This is a genomic window from Arthrobacter sp. Marseille-P9274 (assembly GCF_946892675.1).
Lineage (GTDB): Bacteria > Actinomycetota > Actinomycetes > Actinomycetales > Micrococcaceae > Crystallibacter.
Genome location: NZ_CAMPOV010000003.1, coordinates 445,991 through 472,322 on the forward strand (window position 1 = coordinate 445,991; position 26,332 = coordinate 472,322).

The 26,332-nt window shown below is 64.1% G+C and carries 24 protein-coding genes and 1 pseudogene; 13 read left to right on the forward strand and 12 right to left on the reverse strand.

Translation table 11 applies throughout. The features are described 5' to 3' along the window. Positions 1-88: 88 nt before the first annotated feature. A complete protein-coding gene (locus tag OC550_RS19345) occupies positions 89-559 on the reverse strand; it encodes a hypothetical protein (protein WP_262107569.1) in 471 nt (156 codons plus the stop codon). Continuing rightward, entirely contained in the window at positions 508-714 is a 207-nt protein-coding gene (locus OC550_RS19350; RefSeq protein WP_262107570.1) for a hypothetical protein, read from the reverse strand. Before OC550_RS19350 ends, OC550_RS19345 begins: the two co-directional genes overlap by 52 nt. A gap of 540 nt (positions 715-1,254) precedes the next feature. Here OC550_RS19350 and purU point away from each other — a divergent pair. Both purU and OC550_RS19360 read left to right on the forward strand, forming a co-directional pair. Next, positions 1,255-2,157, forward strand: a complete 903-nt coding sequence (purU, locus tag OC550_RS19355) for a formyltetrahydrofolate deformylase (RefSeq protein ID WP_262107571.1) — start codon at positions 1,255-1,257, stop codon at positions 2,155-2,157. A 65-nt stretch (positions 2,158-2,222) separates the two neighbouring features. Then, positions 2,223-4,718: an FAD-dependent oxidoreductase gene (locus tag OC550_RS19360; RefSeq protein ID WP_262107777.1), complete on the forward strand. Its 2,496-nt coding sequence runs from the start codon at positions 2,223-2,225 to the stop codon at positions 4,716-4,718. Positions 4,719-4,787: 69 nt separating this feature from the next. On the opposite strand, the gene OC550_RS19365 is transcribed toward OC550_RS19360, so the two are convergent. Beyond that, positions 4,788-5,321, reverse strand: a complete 534-nt coding sequence (locus tag OC550_RS19365; protein WP_262107572.1) for a GntR family transcriptional regulator — start codon at positions 5,319-5,321, stop codon at positions 4,788-4,790. A 981-nt stretch (positions 5,322-6,302) separates the two neighbouring features. Between OC550_RS19365 and OC550_RS19370 the strand changes: the two genes are divergently transcribed. The 4 genes from OC550_RS19370 to OC550_RS19385 all read left to right on the forward strand — a co-directional run bounded on the left by OC550_RS19370 (position 6,303) and on the right by OC550_RS19385 (position 11,915). Continuing rightward, the gene (locus OC550_RS19370) at positions 6,303-7,607 is read left to right on the forward strand and encodes an aromatic ring-hydroxylating dioxygenase subunit alpha (RefSeq protein ID WP_262107573.1); all 1,305 of its coding nucleotides are present in this window, start codon (positions 6,303-6,305) and stop codon (positions 7,605-7,607) included. Next, positions 7,604-9,013 carry a ferredoxin reductase gene (locus OC550_RS19375; RefSeq protein WP_262107574.1) on the forward strand — a complete coding sequence of 470 codons (1,410 nt, stop codon included), beginning with the start codon at positions 7,604-7,606 and terminating at the stop codon, positions 9,011-9,013. The genes OC550_RS19370 and OC550_RS19375 overlap by 4 nt, the downstream gene beginning before the upstream one ends. 265 nt (positions 9,014-9,278) lie before the next feature. Then, complete coding sequence (locus tag OC550_RS19380) at positions 9,279-11,171, forward strand: BCCT family transporter (RefSeq protein ID WP_262107575.1); 1,893 nt, start codon at positions 9,279-9,281, stop codon at positions 11,169-11,171. Positions 11,172-11,243: 72 nt separating this feature from the next. Further along, complete coding sequence (locus OC550_RS19385; protein ID WP_262107576.1) at positions 11,244-11,915, forward strand: haloacid dehalogenase type II; 672 nt, start codon at positions 11,244-11,246, stop codon at positions 11,913-11,915. A gap of 367 nt (positions 11,916-12,282) precedes the next feature. On the opposite strand, the pseudogene OC550_RS19390 reads toward OC550_RS19385, so the two are convergent. After that, positions 12,283-12,522: pseudogene (locus OC550_RS19390) on the reverse strand (transposase); the annotation flags it as partial. 252 nt (positions 12,523-12,774) lie between these two features. Here OC550_RS19390 and OC550_RS19395 point away from each other — a divergent pair. Further along, a complete protein-coding gene (locus OC550_RS19395) occupies positions 12,775-13,425 on the forward strand; it encodes a GntR family transcriptional regulator (protein ID WP_262107577.1) in 651 nt (216 codons plus the stop codon). Between the two features lie 14 nt (positions 13,426-13,439). Here OC550_RS19395 and OC550_RS19400 read toward each other — a convergent pair whose 3' ends face one another. Next, entirely contained in the window at positions 13,440-13,592 is a 153-nt protein-coding gene (locus tag OC550_RS19400; protein WP_262107578.1) for a hypothetical protein, read from the reverse strand. 37 nt (positions 13,593-13,629) lie between these two features. Further along, positions 13,630-13,962: a hypothetical protein gene (locus OC550_RS19405; protein WP_262107579.1), complete on the reverse strand. Its 333-nt coding sequence runs from the start codon at positions 13,960-13,962 to the stop codon at positions 13,630-13,632. A 111-nt stretch (positions 13,963-14,073) separates the two neighbouring features. On the opposite strand from OC550_RS19405, the gene OC550_RS19410 reads away from it, so the two are divergent. The 6 genes from OC550_RS19410 (at position 14,074) to OC550_RS19435 (ending at position 19,021) form a co-directional block, all read left to right on the forward strand. Continuing rightward, positions 14,074-14,778, forward strand: a complete 705-nt coding sequence (locus OC550_RS19410; RefSeq protein ID WP_262107580.1) for a cysteine hydrolase family protein — start codon at positions 14,074-14,076, stop codon at positions 14,776-14,778. A 67-nt stretch (positions 14,779-14,845) separates the two neighbouring features. Then, positions 14,846-15,373: a type 1 glutamine amidotransferase domain-containing protein gene (locus OC550_RS19415; RefSeq protein ID WP_262107581.1), complete on the forward strand. Its 528-nt coding sequence runs from the start codon at positions 14,846-14,848 to the stop codon at positions 15,371-15,373. 59 nt (positions 15,374-15,432) lie between these two features. Continuing rightward, positions 15,433-16,557: a mandelate racemase/muconate lactonizing enzyme family protein gene (locus OC550_RS19420; RefSeq protein ID WP_262107582.1), complete on the forward strand. Its 1,125-nt coding sequence runs from the start codon at positions 15,433-15,435 to the stop codon at positions 16,555-16,557. Positions 16,558-16,587: 30 nt separating this feature from the next. Next, a complete protein-coding gene (locus OC550_RS19425) occupies positions 16,588-17,211 on the forward strand; it encodes a bifunctional 4-hydroxy-2-oxoglutarate aldolase/2-dehydro-3-deoxy-phosphogluconate aldolase (RefSeq protein ID WP_262107583.1) in 624 nt (207 codons plus the stop codon). Beyond that, a complete protein-coding gene (locus OC550_RS19430) occupies positions 17,208-18,146 on the forward strand; it encodes a sugar kinase (RefSeq protein WP_262107584.1) in 939 nt (312 codons plus the stop codon). Before OC550_RS19425 ends, OC550_RS19430 begins: the two co-directional genes overlap by 4 nt. Further along, a complete protein-coding gene (locus OC550_RS19435) occupies positions 18,143-19,021 on the forward strand; it encodes an SMP-30/gluconolactonase/LRE family protein (RefSeq protein WP_262107585.1) in 879 nt (292 codons plus the stop codon). The genes OC550_RS19430 and OC550_RS19435 overlap by 4 nt, the downstream gene beginning before the upstream one ends. Before the next feature lie 526 nt (positions 19,022-19,547). Here the strand turns inward: OC550_RS19435 and dhaL are convergent. From dhaL to OC550_RS19465, 6 genes are all read right to left on the reverse strand, one after another. Further along, complete coding sequence (dhaL, locus tag OC550_RS19440) at positions 19,548-20,183, reverse strand: dihydroxyacetone kinase subunit DhaL (protein WP_262107586.1); 636 nt, start codon at positions 20,181-20,183, stop codon at positions 19,548-19,550. A 2-nt stretch (positions 20,184-20,185) separates the two neighbouring features. Further along, a complete protein-coding gene (gene dhaK / locus OC550_RS19445) occupies positions 20,186-21,187 on the reverse strand; it encodes a dihydroxyacetone kinase subunit DhaK (RefSeq protein WP_262107587.1) in 1,002 nt (333 codons plus the stop codon). 91 nt (positions 21,188-21,278) lie between these two features. Next, a complete protein-coding gene (locus tag OC550_RS19450) occupies positions 21,279-22,448 on the reverse strand; it encodes a sugar ABC transporter substrate-binding protein (RefSeq protein WP_262107588.1) in 1,170 nt (389 codons plus the stop codon). A gap of 63 nt (positions 22,449-22,511) precedes the next feature. After that, positions 22,512-23,531, reverse strand: a complete 1,020-nt coding sequence (locus tag OC550_RS19455) for an ABC transporter permease (RefSeq protein ID WP_262107589.1) — start codon at positions 23,529-23,531, stop codon at positions 22,512-22,514. Then, complete coding sequence (locus OC550_RS19460; RefSeq protein WP_262107590.1) at positions 23,531-24,664, reverse strand: ABC transporter permease; 1,134 nt, start codon at positions 24,662-24,664, stop codon at positions 23,531-23,533. The genes OC550_RS19455 and OC550_RS19460 overlap by 1 nt, the downstream gene beginning before the upstream one ends. Then, entirely contained in the window at positions 24,661-26,289 is a 1,629-nt protein-coding gene (locus OC550_RS19465) for a sugar ABC transporter ATP-binding protein (protein WP_262107591.1), read from the reverse strand. The genes OC550_RS19460 and OC550_RS19465 overlap by 4 nt, the downstream gene beginning before the upstream one ends. Between the last annotated feature and the right edge of the window lie 43 nt (positions 26,290-26,332).

The following is a 26,332-nucleotide window of genomic DNA, read 5'->3' on the forward strand; positions in this document are numbered from 1 at the left end:
ATCTCCGCAGACAACGAGTACGACCGCCGCCTTCTGCCGGCTTGCGGGATGCGTAAGGCAAGGCCGGCCGAACGACCGGCGGATGCACTCAGCCGATCGAGGCGAGGACCAACTGCTCCTGGCCGTGCCAGCTGCCGGTGAGTATGTGGGCGCTGGCGGGGCTGTCGGTGGCGGCGGGGAGATGGTCGACTGCGAGGGTTGCTTCGCCCGCCTCGATGGTGGTGACGCTGCCCGCGGTGGAAGGCGCCGCCGTCGTTATTTCCGGTGCCGGCGCGCCCGGGGTGCCGCTGCCCTGGACCGTGACCGCGGCGGGAACGGGCTCGAGTGTGCCGTCGACATCGCGGAACACGTCGGCGGCGGGCTGGCCCTGCAGGATGGCGGCCGCAAGGGCGGCGGCGTAGACCGGGTCGGCGCAGGCGTCGTAGATCCAGCGCTGGCCGAGGACGGAGTGCTCCATGGTCCCGGCGAGTGCGGTTTCGGCGCCGGGCAGGGGCGCGCCGCGGTAGGTCAGCGGGACGTGGACGATGCCGCCGTCGAGCCGGAGCAGGTGGGATTCCATGCCGACGGTGCCGGCGGGGTCATCAAAGGGTAGGCGCCGAGATATGCCAGGTCCGCGGCGTCTGCCTCCAGCGGGAACCAGGACTGCTTCGGCAGCCAGGCAGACAGGAACTCCTGCTTGGTCGGGTTCAGCACTGCGTCGTAAATGATCGCCATGGCTGTAGCCTACGGCGCGTAAGGCCGCGCTGGCGTGACTGCCTTCACTTGGGATTATGACGCCGCACGCTCGGTGAAAGACGTCGCATCTGGGGAGCCGGCGCGGTCGCCGGGTTGGGGGCTGAACAATCACGGCAAGCCTCTGACCGGCAGAACTGGATCCTTTTTTCACGTTGCATTTTTGTACTGGTCATAACCGAGGTTATCGGCACTTTAGCGTGAGGCACGTGGATGCGGTCCGTACGGACGTTATGGCAGGTCTTCCTCGTGGATACTTCACCGCGGCACCTCCACTCCACCGTACGACGATAGCGCCGGGGCCACGTGGCATGATCGGCAAGATAGGTCTGCACATTCCTCGCGTCGGAACTGGCAGAGAGCAATGTCGCGAGAACCGTTGACAGCTAGGGGACCGAACGCTACCGTCTGTTATATATCAGTTGTATGTTCAGTCGGAGCGGGCCCGCCGGACTCCACCACGGCCGGGGCTTCGCTGCCGTCACGACTTTCGCTCTGATCCCTAAGGAGGAACCAGACGCCATGAGCGCTTCCCTCACCCTGCCCCGCCCGGCCGCACAGGTGGCCGGCAGCCCGCCCCAGCCGGCGGGCGTGCTGACCCTGTCCTGCCAGCAGCGCAGCGGCATTGTCCACGCCGTCTCCCGCTTCCTGGTGGAACACAGCTTCGACATCACCGAACACCAGCAGTTCGACGACACCGTGGACGGACGGCTGTTCCTGCGCACGGCCTTCTCCGCCGCGGAAGCGGTAGACGCCGGCGTCCTGGCGGATGAATTCGCCCCCGTCGCGGCCGAGTTCGACATGGACTACAGGTTCCATGACGGCGCCCGGCCCAGGGTCCTGGTCATGGTCTCGAAATTCGGGCACTGCCTGCACGATTTGATCTACCGCTGGCAGACCGGAAGCCTGGCCGCGGACCTGGTCGCCGTGGTTTCCAACCACGAAGACCTGCGCCCCATGGCCGAAGCGGCGGGCCTGCCCTTCATCCACGTGCCGATCAGCGCGCAGACCAAACCGGCCGCCGAAGCGCGGCTGCTCGAACTGGTCGGGGCGTACCAGGCGGACCTGGTGGTGCTGGCCCGCTACATGCAGGTACTCTCCAATGACCTGTGCCGCAAGCTCGCCGGGCGGGCTATCAACATCCACCATTCCTTCCTGCCCGGCTTCAAGGGCGCCCGCCCGTACCACCAGGCGTACGAGCGCGGGGTCAAGCAGATCGGCGCCACCGCCCACTACGTGACCGCAGACCTGGACGAAGGCCCGATCATCGAGCAGGAAGTCATCCGGGTGGACCACCGGCTCAGCCCCGACCAATTGGCCACCATCGGCCGGGACGCCGAAGCGCTGGCACTGGCCCGGGCCGTGCGCTGGCACGCCGAAAAGCGCGTCCTGCTCAACGGCCACCGCACCATCATCTTCACCTGACCATCCGCCCGGCCCCGTCCCGCCGCCAGCGGCTCCCGGGAATCCACGTACCTTCGAAAGGCCCCATCATGCAATCACCCCGCGTCGTGATCATCGGAGCCGGCATCGTCGGCGCCAACTTGGCCGACGAGCTGACCGAACGAGGCTGGACCGACGTCACCGTCCTGGACCAGGGCCCGATCCCGCTGACCGGCGGTTCTACCTCCCACGCCCCCGGGCTGGTCTTCCAGACCAACCCGTCCAAGACCATGGCCGAGTTAGCTGCCTACACCGGCCGCAAGCTTGCCTCGCTGACCCGCGACGGCGCCCGGGCCTTCAACGCCGTCGGCGGCCTGGAAGTCGCCACCACGCCGGAGCGGCTGGAGGAGATCAAGCGCCGCCACGGCTACGCCACCTCCTGGGGGCTCGAGGCCCGCCTGGTGGATCCGGCCGAGGCCAAGGCGCTGCACCCGCTGATCGACGAGAACCTGGTGCTCGGCGGCCTGTACCTGCCCGGCGACGGGCTTGCTTCGTCCCTGCTCGCGGTGGAACTGCTGCGCGAACGGGCCGAATCCCGGGGCGCCCGGTTCATCGGCCGGACCCCGGTCACCGGCATCGAACGTGCCGCCGGCCGGGTCACCGGCGTCCGCTCCGGCGACGCGGTCTTCCCGGCGGATATCGTGGTTTCCGCCGCGGGCTTCTGGGGTCCGGCGGTCGGGGACCTGATCGGGATGCCCGTGCCCCTAGTGCCGCTGGCCCACCAGTACGTGACCACCACCTCGCTGCCCGAGCTGGCCGGCGAGTCGGAGCAGGCGATCGGTACCGGCAACAATGCCCGGCTGCCCATCCTGCGCCATCAGGACGAAGACCTCTACTTCCGCCAGCACGGCTCGCGGCTGGGCATCGGCTCCTACGCGCACCGGCCGATCGCCGTCGGATACGACGAACTGCCCGGTGCCGAACAGATCAGCGAGCACGCCATGCCGTCCCGGCTCGCCTTCACCGCCGAAGACTTCGAGCAGCCGTGGAAGGCCTGCCGCCAGCTGCTGCCGGCCCTGAACAACACGGAGATCGACGACGCATTCAACGGCATCTTCTCCTTCACCCCCGACGGCGGATCGCTGGTCGGCGAGTCCCGGGACCTGAAGGGCTTTTTCATCGCCGAAGCGGTCTGGGTCACCCACTCGGCTGGAGTCGCCAAGGCCGTGGCCGAGCTGCTGGTTACCGGCCGCTCCGAAACCGACCTGCGCGAGCTCGACGTCGCCCGTTTCGAGGAGATCCAGCTGCAGGACGACTACGTGCTGGAGACCTCGAAGCAGAACTTCGTCGAAATCTACGACATCCGCCACCCGCTCGAGCCCCGCTTGTCGCCGCGGAACCTGCGGGTCTCCCCGTTCCACCGGCGCCAGACCGAACTCGAGGCCTTCTTCCTCGAAAGCGGCGGCTGGGAACGCCCGCACTGGTACGAGGCCAACGCGGGCCTGCTCGATACATTGCCGCAGGAGTGGCAGCCGCCGGCCCGCGATGAGTGGTCGGCGAAGTTCGATTCTCCGATCGCCGCGGTGGAGGCCCATGCCACCCGTACCAACGTCGCGATGTACGACATGACGGCGCTCAAGCGGCTGGAGGTCTCCGGCCCCGGCGCGCTGAACCTGCTGCAGCGCCTGACCACCGGTCAGCTGGACAAGAGCATTGGCTCGGTTACCTACACCCTGATGCTGGACCAGGCCGGCGGCATCAAGAGCGACCTGACCGTGGCCCGGATCGAGGACAGCCTGTTCCAGGTCGGGGCCAACGGCGGGCTGGACCTGGACTACATCAGCCGTCAGGCAGCCGCGCAGACCGAGGCAGACCCGCAGCAGTGGGTCCAGGTCCGGGCCACCACCGGGGCCACCTGCTGCATCGGAGTCTGGGGCCCGCGCGCCCGCGATCTGGTCCAGCCTCTGACCCCGCAGGACATATCCAATGACGGGCTGAAGTACTTCCGCGCCGCCAGCACCACGATCGCAGGCATCCCCGTGCGGGTCATGCGCCTGTCCTACGTGGGCGAACTGGGCTGGGAAATCTACACCAGCGCCGAGTACGGGCTCCGGCTCTGGGACGCACTATGGGCCGCTGGCGAACCGCTCAATGTCATCGCGGCCGGGCGCAGCGCGTTCAACAGCCTGCGGCTCGAAAAGGGCTACCGCTCCTGGGGCACCGACATGGACACCGAACACGATCCCGTCCAGGCCGGCCTCGGCTTCGCTGTCCGCGGCAACAAGGACAACTACGTCGGCAAGCAGGCCCTGGAACAGCGCACGTCCCGGCCTCCGGCCACCCGGCTGCGCTGCCTGACCATCGACGACGGCACCTCCATGGTGCTGGGCAAGGAACCGGTATTTATCAACGGAGAACGGGCCGGCTACGTCACCAGCGCCGCCTACGGCCACACCGTCCGCAAACCGGTCGCCTACGCCTGGCTGCCCGGAACTGTGGCCGAGGGCGACACCGTGCAGATCGAGTACTTCGGCCGGCACATCGACGCCACCGTGGTACCCGAGCCCCTGGTCGATCCGGAAATGAAGAAGATCCGCGCCTAAGCGGCACCAAAGGCTGAGGCCCGGACCAGTGGTCCGGGCCTCAGCCGTGTGCGGGCAGCTGCACGGCAGCTACAGCGCGTTGCGCACCAGCCCTTCGAAATGCGTGACATGCTCCTCGGCCAGGGCCGCAGCCCGGTCCGCGTCGCCGTCGATGATTGCCTGCAGCAGCGCCTCATGCTCCCGCACGTTCCCGGTGATCGGGGCCAGCCCGGACAGGACGAAATTCCACATCCGCTGCGAGAGACTGAAGTACTGGACCAGCGTGGCTTCCACATAACTGTTGCGCATGACGGCGTACACCATGAGGTGGATCCGCTCGTCCAGGTCCATCGAGGTCTGGTTGGACTCCGCCGGGGCTTCCGCCAGCGCCCGCAGGCACTCCTTCAAGCGCTGCCGGTCCTCGTCTGTGGCCAGTTCTGCCGCCCGGCGCGCGGCGAAGCCTTCCAGCACCCGTCGAGCATCGGAAATCGCCTTCAGGTCTCTGATGTTTACATCGGCGATGATCGTGCCACGGCGCGGATAGACCGTGAGCAGTGCAGGGCCCTTCCCTCGATCCAGCGGGCCGGATTCCGGCTCCTCCCCTGGATATATCAGACGTAACACGAGTCGGCCCTTCCCCAGCCTTAGTCACGCGGTAGTGAAACCCAGTGCGTTCCTCCGCGGCCCAAGCCCGGTAGATGTCAACCTTTTCAAAAAGCCGGCGGCCCTCAACCGGGGACCGGACCTAAAGGAGTCTTCTGGGCGCTGGAACTCGTCCAGGACCGCAGCACCCGGACACCCGTCACGCCCGAATACATGGGCAAACTCAAGACCAAACTGCTGCGGCCGGGCCTGCAGTCGTTCATCACTGACACTCGCATCCACACGGTCCCGCCTGCCATCGTTACACCGGAAGAAGTAGCCAGACGCTGTCCACTTACGACCAAGAGTCGCGGGCCATCGCTCTGCGACTCTCGTATAACACGGTTGAACCTTCCGCTCAGGAAGGTTCAACCACCCAGGAATCGAGCGGGCTATGTGCCGCACAAGTCGAGTGAAGATTCATGAGTGCTGGCAGCCCTTGTCACAACAGCATGTTGAACTACATCCAAGCTGACCCAGTTTCCCGTCGGTCTGGACGGCGGTGAGCTGCCGCTGCTTGACGGAATCGCCCTTACCGGCGTCTCGCTGACGGGGATGGAAGGAGGGCAGTTACGCCATTTAGCGTCCCACGCTGTCGCACCTACCCGTACTGCAATGTCAAGGCATTTCTATGGCCTCGGGCCGCGTCATTAAAAGCTTGACACCCAGCGTGGGATACGTCACGATGTTGCACATCATGATTGTCGTTGCGTATTACGCATGAAGGGCTAGACGTGGAGACTCTTGCGGTGATGGGAGCATCCTTGGGTGATGTTTCGCAGCTAAGCAGCCCCCTCTCAAGGCTTCACGGGCCACCCGCTCATTATTTGCCATCTGCGACAGGCCCCTATTGCTCATCGGTCCTCCCTAATCTCGTGACTACAACATCTCGACAACACCAGTTGCCCCCACTAACTCCGTAATCCCCACCAATCGCACATTTCCAGTCCTCCCGGGAGAAAAATGTCCACTCCAGTGAACGTGCCCCTCAACTCGCGCGGAAAACTCGCTTCATCACTGCCTGCCCATCAGCTGGCGGAAATCGCAGAGCTGTTTGAGTTCCGGCGCACGGGCTATTCCCTCGATGCCCCCTTCTACACAGACCGGTCGATTTTCAACATCGACATGGAGGCCATTTTTGGCCAGCACTGGATCTTTGCTGCCAGCGTCGCCGAACTGCCGGAGCCGGGCGACTACGTCACCGTCGACTACGGGCCCTACTCCCTGATCGTGCTGCGCAACGACGACGGCGACGTGAACGTCCTGCACAACGTGTGCCGCCACCGCGGCGCCCGCGTCCTGACCGAAGCAGCGGGATCAACGGGAAACCTGGTCTGCGGTTACCACTCCTGGACCTACTCGCCCAGCGGCGATCTGATCCACGCCTCGGCTCCCGGGGAAACGAAGTTCGACAAGAGCTGCTTCGGCCTTAAGCGCGCCCACAGCCGCGTGGTCGCCGGACTCATCTTCGTCTGCATTGCGGACGAACCGCCGACAGACTTCGACGAAACCTCAAAGATCTTTGAGCCCTACCTCGCGCCCCACGATCTGTCGAAGACGAAAATCGCCTACCAGCAGAACATCGTCGAGGAGGGCAACTGGAAGCTCGTCATGGAGAACAACCGTGAGTGCTACCACTGCGACGGCCACCCGGAGCTGGCCTGTTCCCTCTTTCCCACCTGGGGCCTGACGGAGGGCCTGATCCCGGCCCATCTCGAGGAAGTGTGGGACCGTAACAAGGAAGCCCAGTCCTCGCTCGAGGAGCGCTGCCGCCGCTATGGCCTTCCCTACGAGGTCGTCGAGGAGCTTGACACGCGCATCGCGGGAATCCGAATTTCCCGGGAATCGCTCGATGGAGAAGGCGAATCGTTCTCGCCCGATGGGCGCAGGCTTTCCAAGAAGCTGCTCGGTGACTTGCGGGACTTCCGCCTTGGCCGCTGCTCGATGCACCTGCAGCCCAACAGTTGGTTCCATTTCCTCGGGGACCACGTCATCACGTTCGGCGTCTTCCCCATCAACGAGCACCAGACTCTGGTACGCACCACCTGGCTGGTGGCTGACGACGCCGAGGAAAACGTCGATTACGACCTGGAGAAGCTCACCTACACGTGGAAGCAGACAAATCTGCAGGACAAGGCCTTCGTGGAGCTGTGCCAGCAGGGTGCCGGCAGCCCAGCCTACGAGCCCGGCCCCTACATGAAGAGCGAATACCAGGTCGAGGCTTTCATCAACTGGTACGTGCAGCGCGTGCAGGAGCACTTGGCATGATTGAACTCCGCACCGACACGGCAATCCAGGAACCACAGCGCATTCGCGGTCTTGAGATGCCGTGGAACAGGGTGATGGGCAGCACCGAAGGGCCCGCCGGCGCCGCCCGCGCGTTGGGCCCCTGGCATCCGCAGGAGTTCGTGGCTGAGTGTGTCGAGACCGTTCCCGAGGCGGGCGGCATGATGACCTTCGTGTTCCGCCGCTGCGACGGTGCGCCCCTCGCGTTCCGTGCGGGCCAGTACGTGAACATCGCCTTTCCCGTGAACGGCGAGGACAAGGATCCGGTGGACCGCAGCTACTCGCTGTCCAGTTCGCCCACCCAGCCGTGGACCTTCAACATCACCGTCAAACGCGACCCCACGGGACTCGTCTCACCCTGGGTGCACGAGAATGTCAAACCCGGCACCGTCCTGGACATGCTGGGGCCGGTCGGGGCTTTCCACCTGCCCGACGCCGACCGGCGGGCCCGGTACCTCTTGCTGGCCGCCGGCGCCGGCATCACCCCCATCATGTCGATGGTGCGGACCATCCACTCCCTGCCCGGACAGGCTGACGTAGTGGTGCTCTACCACGGAGCGGAGGCCGGAGGATATGCCTTCCACCAGGAGCTGGCCTACATCGCCTCCGTGGACTCGCGCGTCAAGGTCTTCTACTCCCTGGGCGACCGCAACAAACCCGAAGGGTGGGAATGGCTCAGCGGAAGGCTGACGGCGGCCATGATCGACGAAGTGGCCCCCGACGCCAATGGCCGCCAGGTCTATGCCTGCGGCCCCGAGGGTTACCTGAACACCGCCACCGAGCTCCTGGAGAAGATCGGCGTCGACGACACCTCCATCAACATGGAATTCTTCTCGGGAGATCGCCAGACGCTCCTTGAATACCAGGCAGAGATCGCGCTTGCAGTGGACATTGCCGAGGAAATCGCCGAGGAAATTGCCGATTCCGCCGAGGACTACTATGACAGCCAGCCCACAGCGTTCGGGCTATACGAGCCCGGCTACAACGCCGAGGGACCCCTGAAGGCCACGGGGCTGCCGCTGGAAACCGTCGACCCGGACGCGCCCGGTTCCGAAGACGGCAGTTCGGGTGTGGGAGAGGAGCCCGGTTCCTCTGATGCCTCGAGTTTTGACACGGTGGGAACGGGAAGCCTGACCCTGTCCTTCATGCGTACCGGCATCAATGTTCGGATTGACCCCGACGAACACATCCTCGAGGTGGCCCAGCGTGCGGGCGTCAGGATCGGTGCGAACTGCAAGGAAGGCATGTGCGGCTCCTGCAAGGTCGTCAAGCTTTCAGGGGAGGTCGAGATGAACCACCAGGGCGGGATCCGGGCACGGGAAATCGATGCTGGCAAGTTCCTGCCCTGCTGCTCGACCGCGCGCACCGATATGGTGATCGATGCCTAGCCGCCTTTAACTGCTCTGGGTCGAACAGCTTCAATCTTCGGACCGGAGAGGTAGATGCGCCTCCGGCCAAGCTCCCCGTGCGTGTGCACGAGGTTCAGGTCATCGACGGGGACATCGTGGTCATTGAGTCCGACGCACCGCCGAACCTGCCCCCGGGCCTCTCACCCGGAGGGCACATCTAGCGAACGTTTCGAGCGGCGCCGAGCCAGGCTGTTCAGTTCCGCATCCATCCGATAAAGAGCGGTTTTCCGCCAGAAGGACCACCATGCCTTTGAATAAGGAACGTGCCGCTGGGGACGGCCATCTTGAGGAAGAGATCCGGACTGTAGTCCGGGAAGAAACTGCCTCTCCCAGTCCGGCCGTAGCGGTGGAGGGCGATGCGCAGATCCTCCAGGAGCTGCGGGAGAGCGTAACCGAACATGAGGCGGCGGAACTTAGCCGAGGGCCGGGCGTTCTGGACAAAACCGTGTTCGTCGTCGCCGGGGCTGCGGCCCTGGCATTCGTGATCTGGGGATTCGCGGGAAGGGACAATCTCGCGGCAACGTCGACCGCGGTGCTGAACTGGGTCATGGCGAACACCGGCTGGCTGTTCATCCTGCTCGCCTCGCTCTTCGTCGTCTACGTCGTGTGGCTGGCCGTCAGCCGGTTCGGGAACATTCCGCTGGGCAAGGACGGTGAGAAGCCGGAGTTCCGCACGGTCTCGTGGATCTCCATGATGTTCGCCGCCGGCATGGGCATCGGCCTGATGTTCTACGGTGTCGCCGAGCCGATGTACCACTACGTCGCGCCGCCGCCCGGCACCGTGGACGGCCAGACCCCCGAAGCCATCCAGACCGCCATGGCCACCTCACTCTTCCACTGGACGCTGCACCCGTGGGCGATGTACGCCGTCGTCGGTTGCGCGATCGCCTACGGAACGTACCGGCTGGGCCGCAGACAGCTGATCTCCTCGATTTTTACCTCGCTCTTCGGCCGCAAGACGGTGGAGGGGCCGGCGGGCAAAGTCATCAACATCCTGGCCATCTTCGCCACCCTGTTCGGCACCGCCGCCTCGCTCGGCCTCGGCGCCCTGCAGATCGGCAGCGGCCTGGCCGCCAACGGCTGGGTCGGGGACCTGGCCACGCCCGTTCTTGTCGTGATCGTCGCGGTCCTGACGGCCTGCTTCATCGCCTCGGCCGTCTCCGGGATCAGCCGCGGCATCCAGTGGCTCTCCAACATCAACATGGTCCTGGCCGTAGTCCTTGCCCTCATTGTCTTCATCGCCGGGCCCACGCTGTTCATCCTCAACCTGGTGCCCGCCGCCGTCGGCGACTATGCGCGGGACCTTGCCGAGATGGCCTCCCGCACGGAAGCCGTCGGCGATGAGGCGCTGCGGACCTGGATGTCCGGCTGGACCGTCTTCTACTGGGCGTGGTGGATTTCCTGGACGCCGTTCGTCGGCATGTTCATCGCCCGGATCAGCCGCGGCCGGACCATCCGCCAGTTCGTCGCCGGCGTGCTGCTGGTGCCGAGCATCGTCAGCGTCATCTGGTTCGCCATCTTCGGCGGCGCCGGCTTCGGCGTCCAGGCCAGGGCCGATGCCACCCCCGATCCCACCGACGGACTCGTCGAGACCACCAACGGTGTTCCCGGCATCTCCTTCGACGGCGCGCTTTTCGACCTGATCCAGAACCTGCCCCTGCCCAACGTCCTCGCCGGCGCCGTCGCGATCCTCGCCATGGTCCTGGTCGGCATCTTCTTCGTCACCGGCGCCGACGCCGCCTCCATCGTGATGGGCACCCTCAGCTCCAACGGCAGCGAACCGGCACGCGGCGTCGTGATCTTCTGGGGCGCCCTGACCGGCGCCGTCGCCGCGGTGATGCTCCTCGCCGGCGGCGACGAACCCGCCGAAGCGCTGAACGGCCTCAAGAACATCACCATCGTCACCGCGCTGCCCTTCGTCCTGGTCATGCTCCTGATGTGCGTCGCCCTGACGAAGGACCTCCGCCGCGATCCCCTTTCCCTGCGCCGGCGCCTCGCCGACTCCGTCGTCGAACGCGCCATCCGCTCCGGAGTCGACCAGCACGGCGGCGCCACCTTCGACCTCGTCACCAAGCACGACTGTGACGAGACGTGTCCCCCGGCCAAACCACACCCGCCTGCCTCAACCGAACCGTAAGGATATGCCCGGGAACGCGCTGCCGCTTTATCATCGACACGGCCACCTGGAGCCCGCGGAAAGGACACAAGCGTGCCGGAGATTCGTTTCAGGCCGAAGTACATCTCGTTTGACTGCTACGGCACGTTGATCCATTTCCAGATGCGCGAGGCAGTCGAGCCGTTCCTCATCGGCCGGCTCGCCCCCGCGGAGCTGGACCGCTTTATCGCGGTCTTCCGGGCGTACCGGTTCGACGAGATCCTGGAGTACGCACCCTACGACCAGATCCTCGAATCTTCCTACCGCAGGACCTGCCGCAGGTTCGGCCTCGACGCCGAAGCCGCGGCGATCAAGGCCATCACGACGGCGGTGCTCAACTGGGGCCCGCATCCCGACGTCCCGGGCCCGCTGGCAAAAATCGCGGAGCATTTCCCGCTGGTCATCCTCTCCAACGCGGACGACCGCCACCTTGCCGCCAGCGTCCCCAGACTGGGTGCCCCGTTCCACGCCGTCCTCAGCGCGGAACAGGCCGGGGCCTACAAACCCCGCCTCCAGGCCTTCGAGTACATGTTCAACGCCCTGGACGCCGCACCGGAAGACTTCCTGCACATCTCATCGCACCAGCGCTACGACATCATCCCGGCCTACGACCTGGGCATCCGGAACAAGGTCTACCTGGACCGCGGCTACGACCCTGAACTGCCTCCCTACGAGTACTTCTCTGCCCGCACCCTGGCTGACGTCAACACCGCCCTGGGGATCTGACCCGAAGCGTCGCGCGGCGGCGCCCGGCGCCGACATGACAAGCCGCTCCGCTGACCGGAACCGGGCCCCCGGACGCCGCTCTACCGGCGAACGGCAAGGTCAAAGCGGCACCGGCGTTTCCCGGACGCAGGCTCCGGCAAGGCCCGGACGGCCAATTGTGACAAACACTGCAGTACAGACTGGGCCGCGAAGCCGCAGGTGCTCCCCTGGCTCAGTACGGCTGGACGCCGATAACGGCTGGCGCTTAGGTCGCGAACGGGTTCCGCGATTCAATTCTCACGCGTCTCAAGATCGCGCGACGATGATGCAGGGCGTCCGGGCGAGACCGGGAACCCTTGATGCGTGCGGGAGTCCGTTTAACGGCGGATTCTCGAGGCACGTCCATCTCCACCGGGCCGATTTTGTCAGGACGGTCTTCGCGCGCATGCCGTTGCGGGAATTCTCGCTTCCGTGCCCGCTCACGTCGTGTTTCTCGTACCCGAGGTGCTCGTCCATCTCCGCTTCCAGAGCGGTGTCCAGAACATTCTTCGTCAGGGGTTCAATAATCCGCCCTGCCCGACGAGCTCGACGCCCTGCTCTTTGGCCTAGGTCAGGAGATGCTCGCCAGCTCTTGCTGATCCTCATCCGTCGGCACGAGCTCAATGTGTCGCTCATGATCAGTCTTCCCGGCCAAGCAAAGCCTGGCGTGTCAGACCAACCTCGAATCCACCGTCATTCACACACTCTCCGCTAAATGAGACCTCGACCTTGTCTGTCGTGGTCTGAAAGTTCTAAAGTTCGCGGCGATCTCAACTGGGACGTCTGATATATCTAGACGTAGGCCGGGACAGGGCCAATGGAACGGATGGAGGGGCCCGGCATGGCAGAGGGAACGATTGCAGTCGGCCGGACGCGCGCCGAGCATGCTTATCTTGAGTTGCGCGAACGCATTATCGACATGCGCCTGCCGCCGGGGGCGGCCTTGGACGAAGAGGCGCTGATGACCGAGCTCGGGGTGGGACGCACTCCTATGCGCGAGGCGGTCAAGCGGCTGGAGTCGGACCGGATGCTCACGGTCTATCCGCGCCGTGGCACGATCATCGCCGATGTAAACATCAGAGACCTGAAGGCGATTTCCGATGCTCGACGCGTGCTGGAAGCCTTCGCGGCGCGCCGGGCGGCTGAGCTGGCCACGGATGAGGACCGGGTAAGACTGAAGGAGTGCTTGCAGTCTCTGGCGGAGGCTGCGTCAGAGTCCAACCGGGCATCCATCGACTTGGATGAACAGATCCACCGGACGGTATATGCGATCATGCGCAACAGCTACGTGGAAGCGACGCTGACCCAGTACTTTAGCCTGTCCCAGCGGATGTGGAACTTCGTGCTGTCGGGTATGGCACCGATTACCGGCAATGTGCAGGAGCATGTTGCCCTGCTGAGTGCGATTATCGACGGCGATGCGGACCTTGCAGCGGCAATCGCTGAGGAGCATGTCACGCATTTTGAGGAGCTGGTGCGCAGCGCCCTGTAGCCTGCGTACCAGGCTCACCAGGGGCTCGGGCAGCCGGTGGCGTCGATGCGCCGGCCGAAGTACTCGACGCAGGTGCTCGCCCAGCCGGGAATGGCGAAGCCCACCAGACCGTGTCCGACTGATTCGATCAGGCCGACATCGATGAGTCTTGCCCGGTAGTTGCTCACGGTGCTGGGGGCATCCCCGAGTGGTTGACCAAAGTCTCTAGATTCTATCGACGCGCAGATCGCGATGCTCGGTGTAACCGAAAGGCACAGAGCGGCTAAGACTTACCACTGCCCGTCCGTTCTCAAGACGTGAGATCAATACGCCGCATCCCCGATCCTCCATTGCCTGCTCAATCATGCAGTCAACGGCAAATTCGATATTCATGTCCATGGTTTGTCGATCGCTGAAGACAACTTCAAGACCGCCGATTCGGCTTGTTTCCAACTTTTCACCTCGCGAGACCTGGTTTTGCGAAACGCTATCAATGATCAGGTGATCTGAACAGTGAACTTGGTATAGCTCCCACAACGAGAGTGCGCGCTGCGCCAAGTGCCTTGACAAGGATCAGCGAGGAGCCTAGTGTTCAGACCACCTGATCACCTGCTGTGTACGCGGTGCGGGCCTATTGCTTTCTTGCCATGCCTGTTTGAGGAGGAAAAGATGTCGCTGGACTTCACGTACGAAAACATTGACAAGGTTATTGACCGTTCGCACTGGGTTGCTCCGGAGATCGATCCGCAGAGGACGATGCTGTTGGTGCTGGATATGCAGAAGGCCTGTGCCGAGCCCGGCGGTGCGATGTACATCCCCAGTGTCGGCGGCGCGCCGGAGGGCAAGGACACCGTTCAGCCGGTCCTCAACGTGCTGGAGGCCTGCCGGGCCAAGGGCATCCCGGTGGTGTGGTCGCTGTGGGGCCTGCGCGGTGACGGCAAGGACGCCGGGTTCGCCGACCGCAAGTGGGGCCTGGAGGGGCAGCTGGCCGAGTTCCCCGGTTCCTGGGGCAACGGCGGCGACGAACTGGTGGCGGAACTGGTTCCGGCCGAGGGCGAGCCCGTGATGCGCAAGCACCGGTTCTCCTCGTTCTACGGCACCGCGCTGAACGAATACATGCGCCGGGCCGGCGCCGACACCCTGGTCATTGCCGGGCTGTCCACCGCCTGCTGCCAGATCACCACCGCGATCGACGGGGCGAACCAGGACTACAAGATCATCGTCCTGGCCGACACCACCGCCGCCGTCCCGGCCGGCGATATCGAGAACACCCCGGAGGGCTACGGCCAGCACTGGGAGTTCCTGCGCAATATCCAGGCCCACCACGGCGACGTACGCACCAGCATCGAGTTCCTCGAACTCATCGGCGCCTGACCAGCAACCCCCGGCCGGCACCGCCCGGTTCACATGCAACCCTGCAACACGCAAAGGAACACCAAGGATGTCTCTTAACGGCAAGCACGTCGCCCTGCTGATCGAGGACGAGTACCAGATCCTGGAAGGCTGGTACCCCAAGCTGCGGCTGGAAGAAGCCGGTGCCCGCGTCTCGGTCATCGGTTCCGGAACGAAGAAGAGCTACGGATCCAAGGAACACTACCCGATGGATGCCGATGCTTCCGCGGCCGAAGTCGCTGCCGCCGACTTCGACGCGGTCATTGTTCCCGGCGGCTTCGCACCCGACAACATGCGCCTGCACCCCGAAATGGTCGCCCTGGTACGCGACGCCCACCAGGGCGGCAAACTCGTCGCCGCGATCTGCCACGGCGGATGGATGCTCGCCTCCGCCGGCGTCCTGGCCAACGGTACCCGCGCCACCGGCTACCAGCCCATCCGCGACGACGTGGTCAACGCCGGAGGCACCTGGGTCGACGAACCCGTTGTCATCGACGGCAACGTCATCACCTCCCGCACCCCCGTGGACCTGCCCGCCTTCGGCGCCGCCCTGGTCCACTACCTCGAAAACAACTAACCCCAGCAACCCACAGGCCCACCCGGCTGGCCGTCCCTGGCCCGCCAGAAGGAAGCATCATGAAAATCACCAGCGTAACCGCGACTCCACTCGGAGTGCCTCTCGATGAGGAACTCAGATGGGGCGCCATGGTTGTTAATGTCAAGGGCGGAGTCGTCGTCAGGATAACTACCGACGAGGGGGTCGAGGGCATCGGCGAGGCTGGTTTTTCGGCCGCCTATTTCCCCACCGTCGGTCCGATCATCAACGGGCAGCTCGGGCCCATGCTGGTCGGTCGGGATCCCCGGGACATCGGCGCTCTTTGGCAGGAAATGCTCAATGCCACTCATATGTGGGGACGCCGCGGCATCGAAACCTATGCTTTGAGCGGCATTGACATCGCCCTGTGGGACCTGCTGGGTAAAACAAGCAACCAGCCCGTATACCGTCTGCTTGGTGCATCCAAACCGAAGGTCCGCGCGTACTTCGCTCCCTCACTGAAGCCCACGCCAGCCATCGTCGAAGAAGTCAAGGAAGCCGTCGACAACGGCTTCACCGCCATGAAGCTGCGCGTGACCGGCGATCTGGCCTCCGCCGTCGAACTCATCGGCTCGGTACGCGATGCCATAGGCCGGAACCCAGACATCATGGTTGACGCCAACATGTCCTACGACCGCCGCGGCGCCTACGAACTGGCCAAGGAGCTCGAGCCCTTCCGCCTGACCTGGCTCGAGGAGCCGATCCTCGCACGCAGCCTGAGCCAGTACGTCGAAGACAACACCTGGCTCAGCGACCGCATCAATATCCCTCTGGCTGGCGGGGAATCGTTGTTGACACGGTACGAGTACATCGACCTGCTCAGCCGCCGAACGTTCGACGTGCTCCAGCCGGACTGCACGAGCGTCGGCGGCATCACCGAGGCAAAGCGTGTCGCCGATATGGCCAGCGCCTGGAACATCACCTGCGTTCCCCACATCGCCTGCTCGTCGGGAACCGGGATCGCCCTGGCGGCAGGTCTGCACATGATCCTGGCCTGTGAGAACTCCCCCATGATCGAGTTCGACGCCTACGGCGGTCCGGGCTGGGACGGCCTGCTGGTGGATCCGTTGGAGGTCAAGGACGGATTCGTGCAGGTTAAAGATGCTCCGGGCCTGGGAGTGGAACTGAGCCCCTCCGCCTTTGACGTCTACCACCTCGACCTCTAGACCAGACCGCTCCCCAGCATTAGGAAGGCAATGATGACTACCGCCCCTACCGCCGAACAGGTTGCCGAGTGCATCGGCGCTGCCCGTCTCCTTCCGGTGCTGCGGACCCGCAGCGCTGAGGAGGCGCATGGATTGGCTATGCGCCTCCTCAGCCTGGGTTTGACCTCGGTCGAGCTGACTACCACCACCCCAGGATGGCAGCAGGTGGTTGCCAGCGTGCGCGCGGAGGCGCCCGAGGCTTTGGTAGGCGTTGGGACCATCGGTTCCGTGTCGGACGCTGAGGCGGCAGTGAGTGCCGGGGCACACTTCCTCGTCAGCCCTTACCCTGTGCCGGGCGCCCGGCAGGCCGCCCAGGAGCAGGGCACGCTTTTCATTGAAGGCAGCTTTACCCCGGGAGAGCTGGCGGCAGCCTCCAGCCGGGGCGTCACCAAGCTTTTCCCTGCACACGTCGGCGGAGTCTCATATCTGAAATCCATGCTGGCGGTCCTGCCGGGCGCGCGCATTATTCCCACCGGCGGCATTCCCCTGGCGGAGGTTTCGGCCTGGCTGAACGCGGGTGCCTATGCCGTCGGCGTGGGCAGCGACCTGTATAGCGGTGGGGATCTGGACGGAAAGGTTCAGGCCCTGCTGAGCAGTCTGGAGGCAAGGCCATGACCCGGATCGCGGCGATCGGCGAGGCCATGGTCGAGCTGACACACCAGGACGAGCGGACGCTTGCCCTGAACTATGCCGGTGACACGCTGAACACGGCAACGTACCTGGCCAGACTGAGCGGGCCGGAAGTCCAGGTCGACTATGTCACCCGTGTGGGCAACGACTGGTACAGCAGCCAACTGGTTTCCTGGATCGAAAGTGAAGGACTCGGCTCCGCGTTGATTGACCGGGTGGAGGGCGGAACCCCGGGCCTATACCTGATCCGAACGGCATCCAACGGAGAACGCAGCTTCACCTACCACCGCTCCGAATCCCCGGCCCGCGGCCTATTCGGTCCCGATCACGACCCGGAAGTGGCCGAAGCCCTCCAGGCCTACGACGTCGTCTACCTGTCGGCGATTACCCTGCAGATCCTCAGCCCGGAAGCCAGGGAGTGCCTCTGGCAGACCTTGGACGGCGTCCGCCGGTTCGGGGGGAAGGTCGCTTTCGATTCAAACTACCGCCCGGCAGGATGGACCAGCGCGGACGAGGCCAGAAGCGCCATCACTACGACCCTGAAGCGTACGGATTGGGCATTTCCGACGTTTGACGACGAGCAGGTGCTGTTCGGCGACTCGAATCCCGATAGCTGTGCCCGACGGATTCTGGAGTCGGGCGTCGGGGAAGTAGCAGTAAAAACCGGGGCGTGCGGCTGCCTGGTGCGCACGAATTCCCTGAAACAGACGGTCCCAGCCGAGCACGTGCCGGCAGTCGTTGACACTACCGGTGCCGGCGATTCATTCAACGCCGGGTACCTTGCCGCACGGATCAGGGGCGAGGCCCCGGGCGCTGCTGCCCAGGCAGGACATCGGCTGGCAGCCAAAGTTATCCAGTCGCCGGGAGCGATCATCCCGGCCACCGGCCACACTCGTTCTTGCCGGACCGTCGCGCCGTGAGGCGGCAGAAACCCGAAGTCGCCCTGGACGCCGACGCAGATCTGGCCGAGGGCCCCTGGTGGGATGAATCGACACAGCAGCTCATATGGGTCGATATCTTTGCCGGCCAGATCCATTACTTCGACCCCTCGAAGGGTAGCGACAGCAGCATCAATGTTGGACAACCTGTGGGCATGGCCGCCGGACGTGAATCAGGCGGACTGGTCTGCGCCCTCAGGGACGGTATCGGAGTGATTGAACCGGATGGGACCACGGTGTCATTGACTGTGGAGATAGAGGCCTCGCGCCCTGGTAACCGGATGAACGACGGGGCCTGCGACCCGGCCGGCCGGCTGTGGGCAGGCACGATGGCTATGGATCTTAGCCCCGCAGCCGGCGGCCTGTATCGGATCGGCCCGGATCTCGAATCCAAGAAAATGATTGACCGCGTGTCGATCTCGAACGGGCTTGATTGGAGCCCGGACGGCCGCACATTCTATTTCATTGACTCGCCTACCGGCCGCATTAACGCCTATGACTTCGACGTCAGCACTGGAACCATCAGCCGGCCACGCGTCCTCGCCGAGGTACCCCATCCGGTGGCGACACCGGATGGCATGGCCGTGGACGCAGACGGAACGCTGTGGGTCGCTATCTGGGACGGCGCCTGCCTGCACCGCTACAGCCCTGACGGGGAACTGCTGGAAGTAGTACAACTGCCGGTCTCCCGCGTCACCAGTGTGGCGTTCGGAGGCAGCAGACTGGATCAGCTCTTCATCACCACAGCCCGTCACGGCGTTACCGAACACTCGCTGGCCGCAGAGCCGTTGGCCGGGGCCATTCTCTGCCTGGACCCAGGCGTCTGCGGCATCGCGCCGCACCGGTTTGCCGGGTGACCCACCCCTCCCCCGGCACCCTTTCATCCCGGCATAGGCCACAAACCTTTTCCACGATTTCAAGCGACATAGACACAGCCCGCGTTGCTAATGGGATGCGGAGGGAACCGGTGAGGTCTTCCCGTTACCCAGGCCCGGAGCCGTCGAAAAAATCGTTCCTTCTGGTTCCATCAGCGTTGGATCCGTAAGATGGGTCGCCAGGGTTTGGCTGCCGGCATAGGTCTTGACCGGGAACGCGAACCAGGAGCTCCTTTTTGAGGACGGGCCCCGGCGGCAGCATGGGTGGGATGGGAATGCCAATCAGATGTCGAGCCGAAGGCAAGACGGATCGCGAAATCCGCCGATGCCTCAAGCGCTGTCTCGCCCGTTATCTCTCTACCGACGCCTCAACGGCAGCCACAACAAAATCAGGGGTTGACGGGATTATAGAAGTTTCATAGAGGCAATGCCGGACCGTTCGGAGCCCCCGGTGCCGTCGCGGCTGGTGGACGTCATCCGGCGGCCGAGGGACGTCGCCGGGACGATTTCATCCCAGTGTCTTGGCAGCTGCTGAAATGAGAAGCGCCATTGAGGTTGACCCGGCATCCGCGTAGCCGAGCGTCCGTTCGCCCAGATAACTGGCCCGGCCCTTGCGGGCCATCATGTTTTCGGTCGCGTCCCGGCCGCGCTCGGCTGCGGCCGCGGCAGCGTTTAGGGCGTTGCCCACTTCCTCTCCGGAGGAGATTGCACGTTCGAAGGCGTCAACGGCGGGGGCCAGTGCGTCGTAAAGGGTCTTGTCGCCGACCGTTACCTGTCCGCGGTCGACAATGCCTTGGGCGGCCGCTGCCAGGGCCTTCCCAAATGCGGGGCCGTCCAGAACTGCCAGGTCACCGCAGGCCAGGGCCATACGCAGGAAAAACGTGCCGTAAAGCGCCCCGCTGGAACCGCCGACCTTGCCCACCAATGTTACGCCCACGGTCTTGAGTAGCTCGTGCGGGGACGAACTGGAGTCTGTCGTGAGCGCAGTGGTGACCGCAGCGAATCCTCTTTGAAGGTTTGAGCCATGATCGCCGTCTCCGCTTGTGGAGTCGAGTTCGTTCAGCGCGTCCTTGTTCGTCTCAATGAGCCGGGCGCTTTCGTGGATCCACTCCCGCAGGTCCTGGACGTTGATTATTTGGGCCATGGTCATACTCCCCACCGGATCGAGGGGGTGCACACGGGTGCATCCCACAGTTGCTTCAGTTCATCGTCAAGTTCGAGCACGGTCAGCGCAGCGCCGGCCTGGTCGAGGGAGGTCAGGTAATTTCCGACCAGGCTGCGGACCGGTTTGTGCCCTTCTGCTTGGAGAGCGCGCTGGAATTCGCCGTAGAGCAGGTAAAGCTCGCTTTGGGGGGTGGCACCCATTCCGTTGACGAACACGAGCAGATCTGAGCCCGCGGCCGGCTGCAGATCCGTGAGTACTTCGCCGATCATCGTGGCGGCGATTTCTGCTGCACCGGATAACGGGACCCTTTGCCGTCCGGGTTCGCCGCTGATGCCTATGCCCAGTTCCATTTCTCCGTGCGGCAGGTCGAAGATCGGTTTGCCCCGCAGGGGCGGTGTACATGAGGAAAGACCAACGCCGAAGGTCCGGGCCCTGCTGTTGACCCTGCGGGCGATGTCGGCAACGGTGCCCAGGTCGTCGCCGCGCTCGGCAGCGGCACCGGCGATTTTCTCTACCAGGATCGTCGCTCCCAAGCCGCGGCGGCCGGCGGTCCCGGGAGTGTCTTTGACGGCAACATCGTCATTGACGAGCACGGACTCGATCCGGACGTCTGTGAACGCGAGCAGCTCGGCTGCCATCCCGAAGTTCATGACTTCGCCGGTGAAGTTCTTGATGATATGCAGCACGCCGGCGCCCGTGTCTGCAGCCTGGGTTGCTGCGATGATCTGGTCCGGTACAGGAGAGGTGAAGATCTCTCCTGGACAGGTGGCATCGAGCATGCCGACGCCGACATAGCCGTTGTGGAGCGGCTCGCAACCGGAGCCGCCGCCGGCAACCAGCCCGACTTTTCCAGGCGTGGGGCCCGAGGCGCGCGTGACAATACGATGCCCGGCATCAAATTGCACTAGGTCAGGGTGCGCGCCGGCAAATCCGGTCAGGTAGTCGGTGACGGCGTCAGCGGGATCGTTTAGGAATTTCTGCATGGTGGGTGGTTCCCCTCTGGCGGGTGACTGCGTGAATCGGAACGGGCGGGCCGCGGAAAAGGATGCGGGCCCGGCCGTTCCCGTTCAGTGTTCAGTAGGTCTTGGACGGGTGCATATTGCCTTGGATGTAGGCCTTGGCTGCGTCCACGTTTTCCTTGGTCACAACTTTGGTTGGCACCTCGATGACTTTTGCGACGGTTTCGCCGAGGACCACGCTGCGGAAGATCGTGTCGATGAAGGTCCTGCCCTGGTCTACAGAGCCGACATCGATGCTGGCGGTGAGTTTGCCTGCCTTGATGGCATCCATTCCTGATACCAGGCCGTCGGCCCCAACGATGACAACACCCTCGGAACCGTTCCACTGCTTCAGGCCGGCGGCATCGACGGCCTGGGAAGCACCCAGGGCCATGTCTTCATTTTCGCCGTATATGGCGTCGATGTCGCGATAGCGGGTCAGCAGGTCCTGGGCGGCGTTCAGGCCTTTGTCCCGGACATAGCCGCCGTCGGCGCTGCCGACGACCTCCAGCCCCGGATTCTCCTTAAGCGCCTGCTCGAATCCGATCTTCCGGGCCTTTGCCCAGTCCGAGCCCGAAGGACCCATAATCTGGATGATCTTTCCTTTGCCGCCGAGTGTCTTGGCTATGAAGTTGCCGGCCAGGTATCCGGACTGCCAACGATTGTCGTAGCCGATGTTGGAGACGGTCTGGACGTCTTCCTCGGGATAGATTTCGACCGGCTGGTTGAACTGGAAGATTTTCGTCCCGCCTTCTGCCGCCTGCTGGTAAACGCTTTGCATGGTGGCGAAGTTTGCGCCGGTGCAGACGAGAACGGCATCGAATTTGCGGGCGGTCCAGCCCCGGACGGTACTGATCTGTTGCTCGACGGCGTCGAAGTTTCCTGTGGGTGATGACCGCTCCCACTTCCACTGGACGCCGTAGGCCTTCTCTAGTTCGGCCATGCGGCCAAAGGCCGCCTTTTCCATCTGGTCATACCATTCGGACAGGATCGGAGGCGTCCATCCCAGTTGGAGGCTGCGTCCGTTGACCAGTTTCTTGACCTCCGCGTCGTAGGCGGCACCGCCGGCACTGGCCACGCCACCGCTGCCGCCGGCGCCTCCGGCAGCCGCGGTCGGGGTGCTGACCGTCGAGCACGCCGAGAGCAGCCCGGTCCCGGCCAGCAGACCGGCACCAATGCCCATCTGGGTCAGGATGTTCCGGCGGGAATACCCGCCCTTGGCTTGATTTTTTTCGGTTGCGGACATGATGCGCCTGCCTTATCACTACGAAATGGGTGAGGTGGGATGTGCAGCGTCCGTGCTGCGGGTTCAGGTATGGACAAGTCGGGTCTTCAGCCGGGTCGAGCGTTCCCTGAGCAGGGTGCTGACCCGGTCGAAGACCACCGCGGCCAGAAGGACAGCTCCGGTGACGACCTGCTGCCAGGTTGAGCTGACTCCTGAGATGTTGATGGCGTTGGCCGTTATGCCCAGGACCAGTGCGCCGACGACGGCGCCGAAAGCGGTGCCCCTTCCGCCGGTGAGAGCAGCACCGCCGATGATGGCGGCGGCGATGGCCGCGATTTCGTATCCGATGCCCATGGTCGGGGCGACCGTAGAGGTCCGGCCGGCCATGAGCATCCCGGCGATTCCTGCCATCAGGCCGCTGACGACATAGGCCTGCACCTTGATGCGGTTGACGGGAACGCTGGAAAGCAGCGCGGCCTGGGGGTTGCTGCCGACACCGTAGGCATGGCGTCCGAACCGCGTCCATTTCAGCAGGATGCCGATGGCCAGCACCGCGGCGAAAGCTATGAGGATCGGGACTGTGATGAACCCGAACGGCTGTTCCAGCCCCGCGATTACGTAGTACTCGGGCAGCATGTAACCGTTCATCGGCACCCCGTTTGTCCAGAGGAACAACAGACCGCGGGCGACTCCAAGCATGGCCAGGGTCGCGATGAAGTCGGGCAGGCCGAGCCTGGTGATCAACAGGCCGTTGATCAGGCCGAGGAAGGCTCCGGCCGCGACTGCTGCCAGCAGGCCGATGATCAATGGCAGTCCGTGGAGGATGGTGTATGCCCCTACGGCGGCGCTGAGTCCCATGACTGAACCCACCGAGAGGTCGATACCGCCGGTAATCAGCACGACCGTCATGCCGAGAGCCAGGAGCAGGACGAAGACCATTTGATTGGCGACGTTGCCGGCATTGGTCCCGGAGGCAAAGCCTGGGAATGTCACGGACATGATGATCACCAACGCGGCGACCAGGACCAACGCGCCGGAACTGGGGTTCTGCAAAGCTCGGCCCAGCCGGCCGGTCGGGGCATTCGTTCCTGTAATGGCGGCCATCATGCCTTCCTAGCGGTTGAGAGGGAAGATTCAGGTTTTTGCCCCGCGTCGCCCGTCTGATCAGCCGGCGGGGCGGCCTGCTGCGGATCCGGACCGGAAGCTGGCTCCCGGTCGGCCCGGTTCGCAGAGGACAGCACCCTCGGCCCCCGCAGATGGCCGGCGGTCCCGACGAGTTGGGCGGCGACCAGGCGCTGCAGACCGCGGTCGAAGGCGACGGCAATGACAATGCTGGCTCCGGTTACGATGTTGAACCACATTGGATCTACGCCGATAAGTTGCAGTCCTTGGCTCAGCGTGGCCAGGAACAGGGCGCCGACCACGCTCCGCCAGACACTGCCGCGGCCTCCCGAGAGGGCGATGCCGCCGAGTACGGCCGCTGCGATGGCGCTGAGTTCGTAGCCCTGTCCCAGCCCGGGCTGGACGGAGTTCAGATGAGATGCCAGCAGGACGCCCGCGGCTCCGGCCACAGTACCCGAGATCAGGTAGACGCTGAAGGTGAGCCGACGGACGCTCAGGCCCGCAAGGAAGGAAGCTTCGCGGTTCGTGCCGACGGCGAAGAGTCCTCGCCCGAAGGAAGTGGCAAGCAGGATCCACTCGAGTAGCCCCACAACGGCCAAGGTGATCCAGAATCCGGTCGGAACACCAAGGAAGCTGCCTTTGGTCAGGGCAGCGAATGCCGGGGAGTCGATCCCGGTCAGCTGCACGTGGGAGGTAATGACTTGCAGGGCACCGGCACCGATGCTGAGACTGGCCAGCGTGACAATGAACCCGTTTATCTTGAGGACTGCGATAAAGAACCCGTTGATGGCACCGGTGACCACGCCCGTGGCAATGCCGGCCAAGATTCCGGATACCAGGGAAGCCCCGTTCATCAACGTCATCAGGGTCATGGCCGCACTGAGTCCGGTCACTGAACCTACCGACAGGTCGAAGCCGCCGGTGATCAGGGTAAAGGTCATCCCGGCCGCCAACAGGATGATGAACAGCGACTGGATGAGCAGGTTCCGGATGTTTTCTCCGGTCATGAAGAACGGAGAGGTGATGCTGAAGTAGAAGACCGCGGCGGCCAGCGCCAGTGCGATGGGAAGCCCGTCGATGGAAGCGGCACGAGTAAGGCGGTAGCGGATGCTCATGCCATGTTCTCCTCACATGTGTTTACAGCCACCCCTGTGCTGCCGCGGGCGGCCATGGCCATGACGGCCTCTGCAGTTTCGTTCTCGGACTGTTCATTTCCGGGCCGCCCGACCCCGGGCAATTCGCCGACCAGCCGTCCCTCCCGCATGACGACGACACGGTCACTGAGGCCAAGCAGTTCAGGCAGTTCGGAGGAGATGACGACGGCCGCACCTCCTTTATCTACAAAGTCGTAGATGAGCCGGTAGATTTCGGCCTTGGCCGCAACGTCCACGCCTTGGGTCGGTTCGTCGAAAATCAGCAATGAGGGGTTACTGAAGAGGCACCGGGCCACGATTGCCTTCTGTTGGTTGCCTCCGCTGAGGTTGGTGATTTTCTGCTGCGGTCCGCTGGTCTTGATCCCCAGGTCTTGAATGTAAGCACGGGCCAGAGCTGTTTCACGGCGACCGTCCAGAACACCCAGGGCGCGGGAAACCCTCGAAAGGTTGGAAACGGAGATGTTCTTCGCAACCGAGAGCGATCCCAGAATGGACTGCACTTTGCGTTCCTCGGGCACGAGCGAGATACCTCTTTTCATCGCCTCCCGGGGGCTGGCGATGTCGACCTTGCTCCCTTCGACAAAAATGCTGCCTCTGTCAGGCTTGTCGGCCCCGAGGATGACCCGGGCCAATTCGGTCCGTCCCGCTCCTGCGATACCCGCGATCCCCAGAACCTCGCCCCGGTTCACAGTCAAGGAGACCTCCCGCAGAAGCGGATACCGGGTGACTGCTTCCAGCCGCAGGTATTCGCTGGGCGGTGGCCGGTGTTCTCCCACACGGCCGTTGTGGACGGTTGTGTGGCCGGAGGAGCGCTTCCGTCCGACCATGAGACGGACGAGGGAATCGGCGTCGTGGTCGGCCGGGTCGACAGTCGCTACCCATCTGCTGTCACGCAGGACAGTGATCACGTCCGCCAGGCCAAACAGCTCATCAAGGCGGTGGGTCACCCAGAGCAGGGCCACCCCCCGGTCGCGCAGCCGGGCCATGTGCCCGAAAAGCATCTGACGTTCGCCGTCTTCCAGACCCGAGGTCGGCTCGTCGAGGATGACGACCCTGGCGTCGAATGCCAGCGCCTTCAGAATCTGCACAACATGCTGTTTGAGAGCGCCCAGGCTGCCGGCCGGGCTGTCCAAGTCCTCGGCCGTCAGCCCGAACTCGCCGCTAAGCTCAGCAACACGGCGCCGCATGGCGGCCTCGTCCAGCAGGAATTTGGACCGCCTGAGCTCGCGCCCGAAAAAGACATTCTGCACTACGGTCAGGTCAGGGGCGAGGGTCTGTTCCTGATAGATGGTGCTGATGCCCAGCTGCTGCGCCTGCTTCGGTCCTGCAAAACTGCGGGGCGTCCCATCCACCAGCAGCTCGCCCGAATCGGGTTGCTGGGTGCCGGACAGCAACCCGATCAGCGTTGACTTTCCCGCCCCGTTTTCCCCCAGAAGGGCATGAATCTCACCCGCCCGCAGCTGCAGGCTCACATCGTCCAAGGCAACGACGCCTGGATATTTTTTGCCCAACCCGCGCGCCTCCATGAGGACGGCAGGTTCCGCCTGCCCTTCTGGCGGGGCTGGTTCCACCGCGTTGTGGGACATTCCGGCTCCTTTTAAAGATGGTTGGAAAAGTTGACAGAAAGGA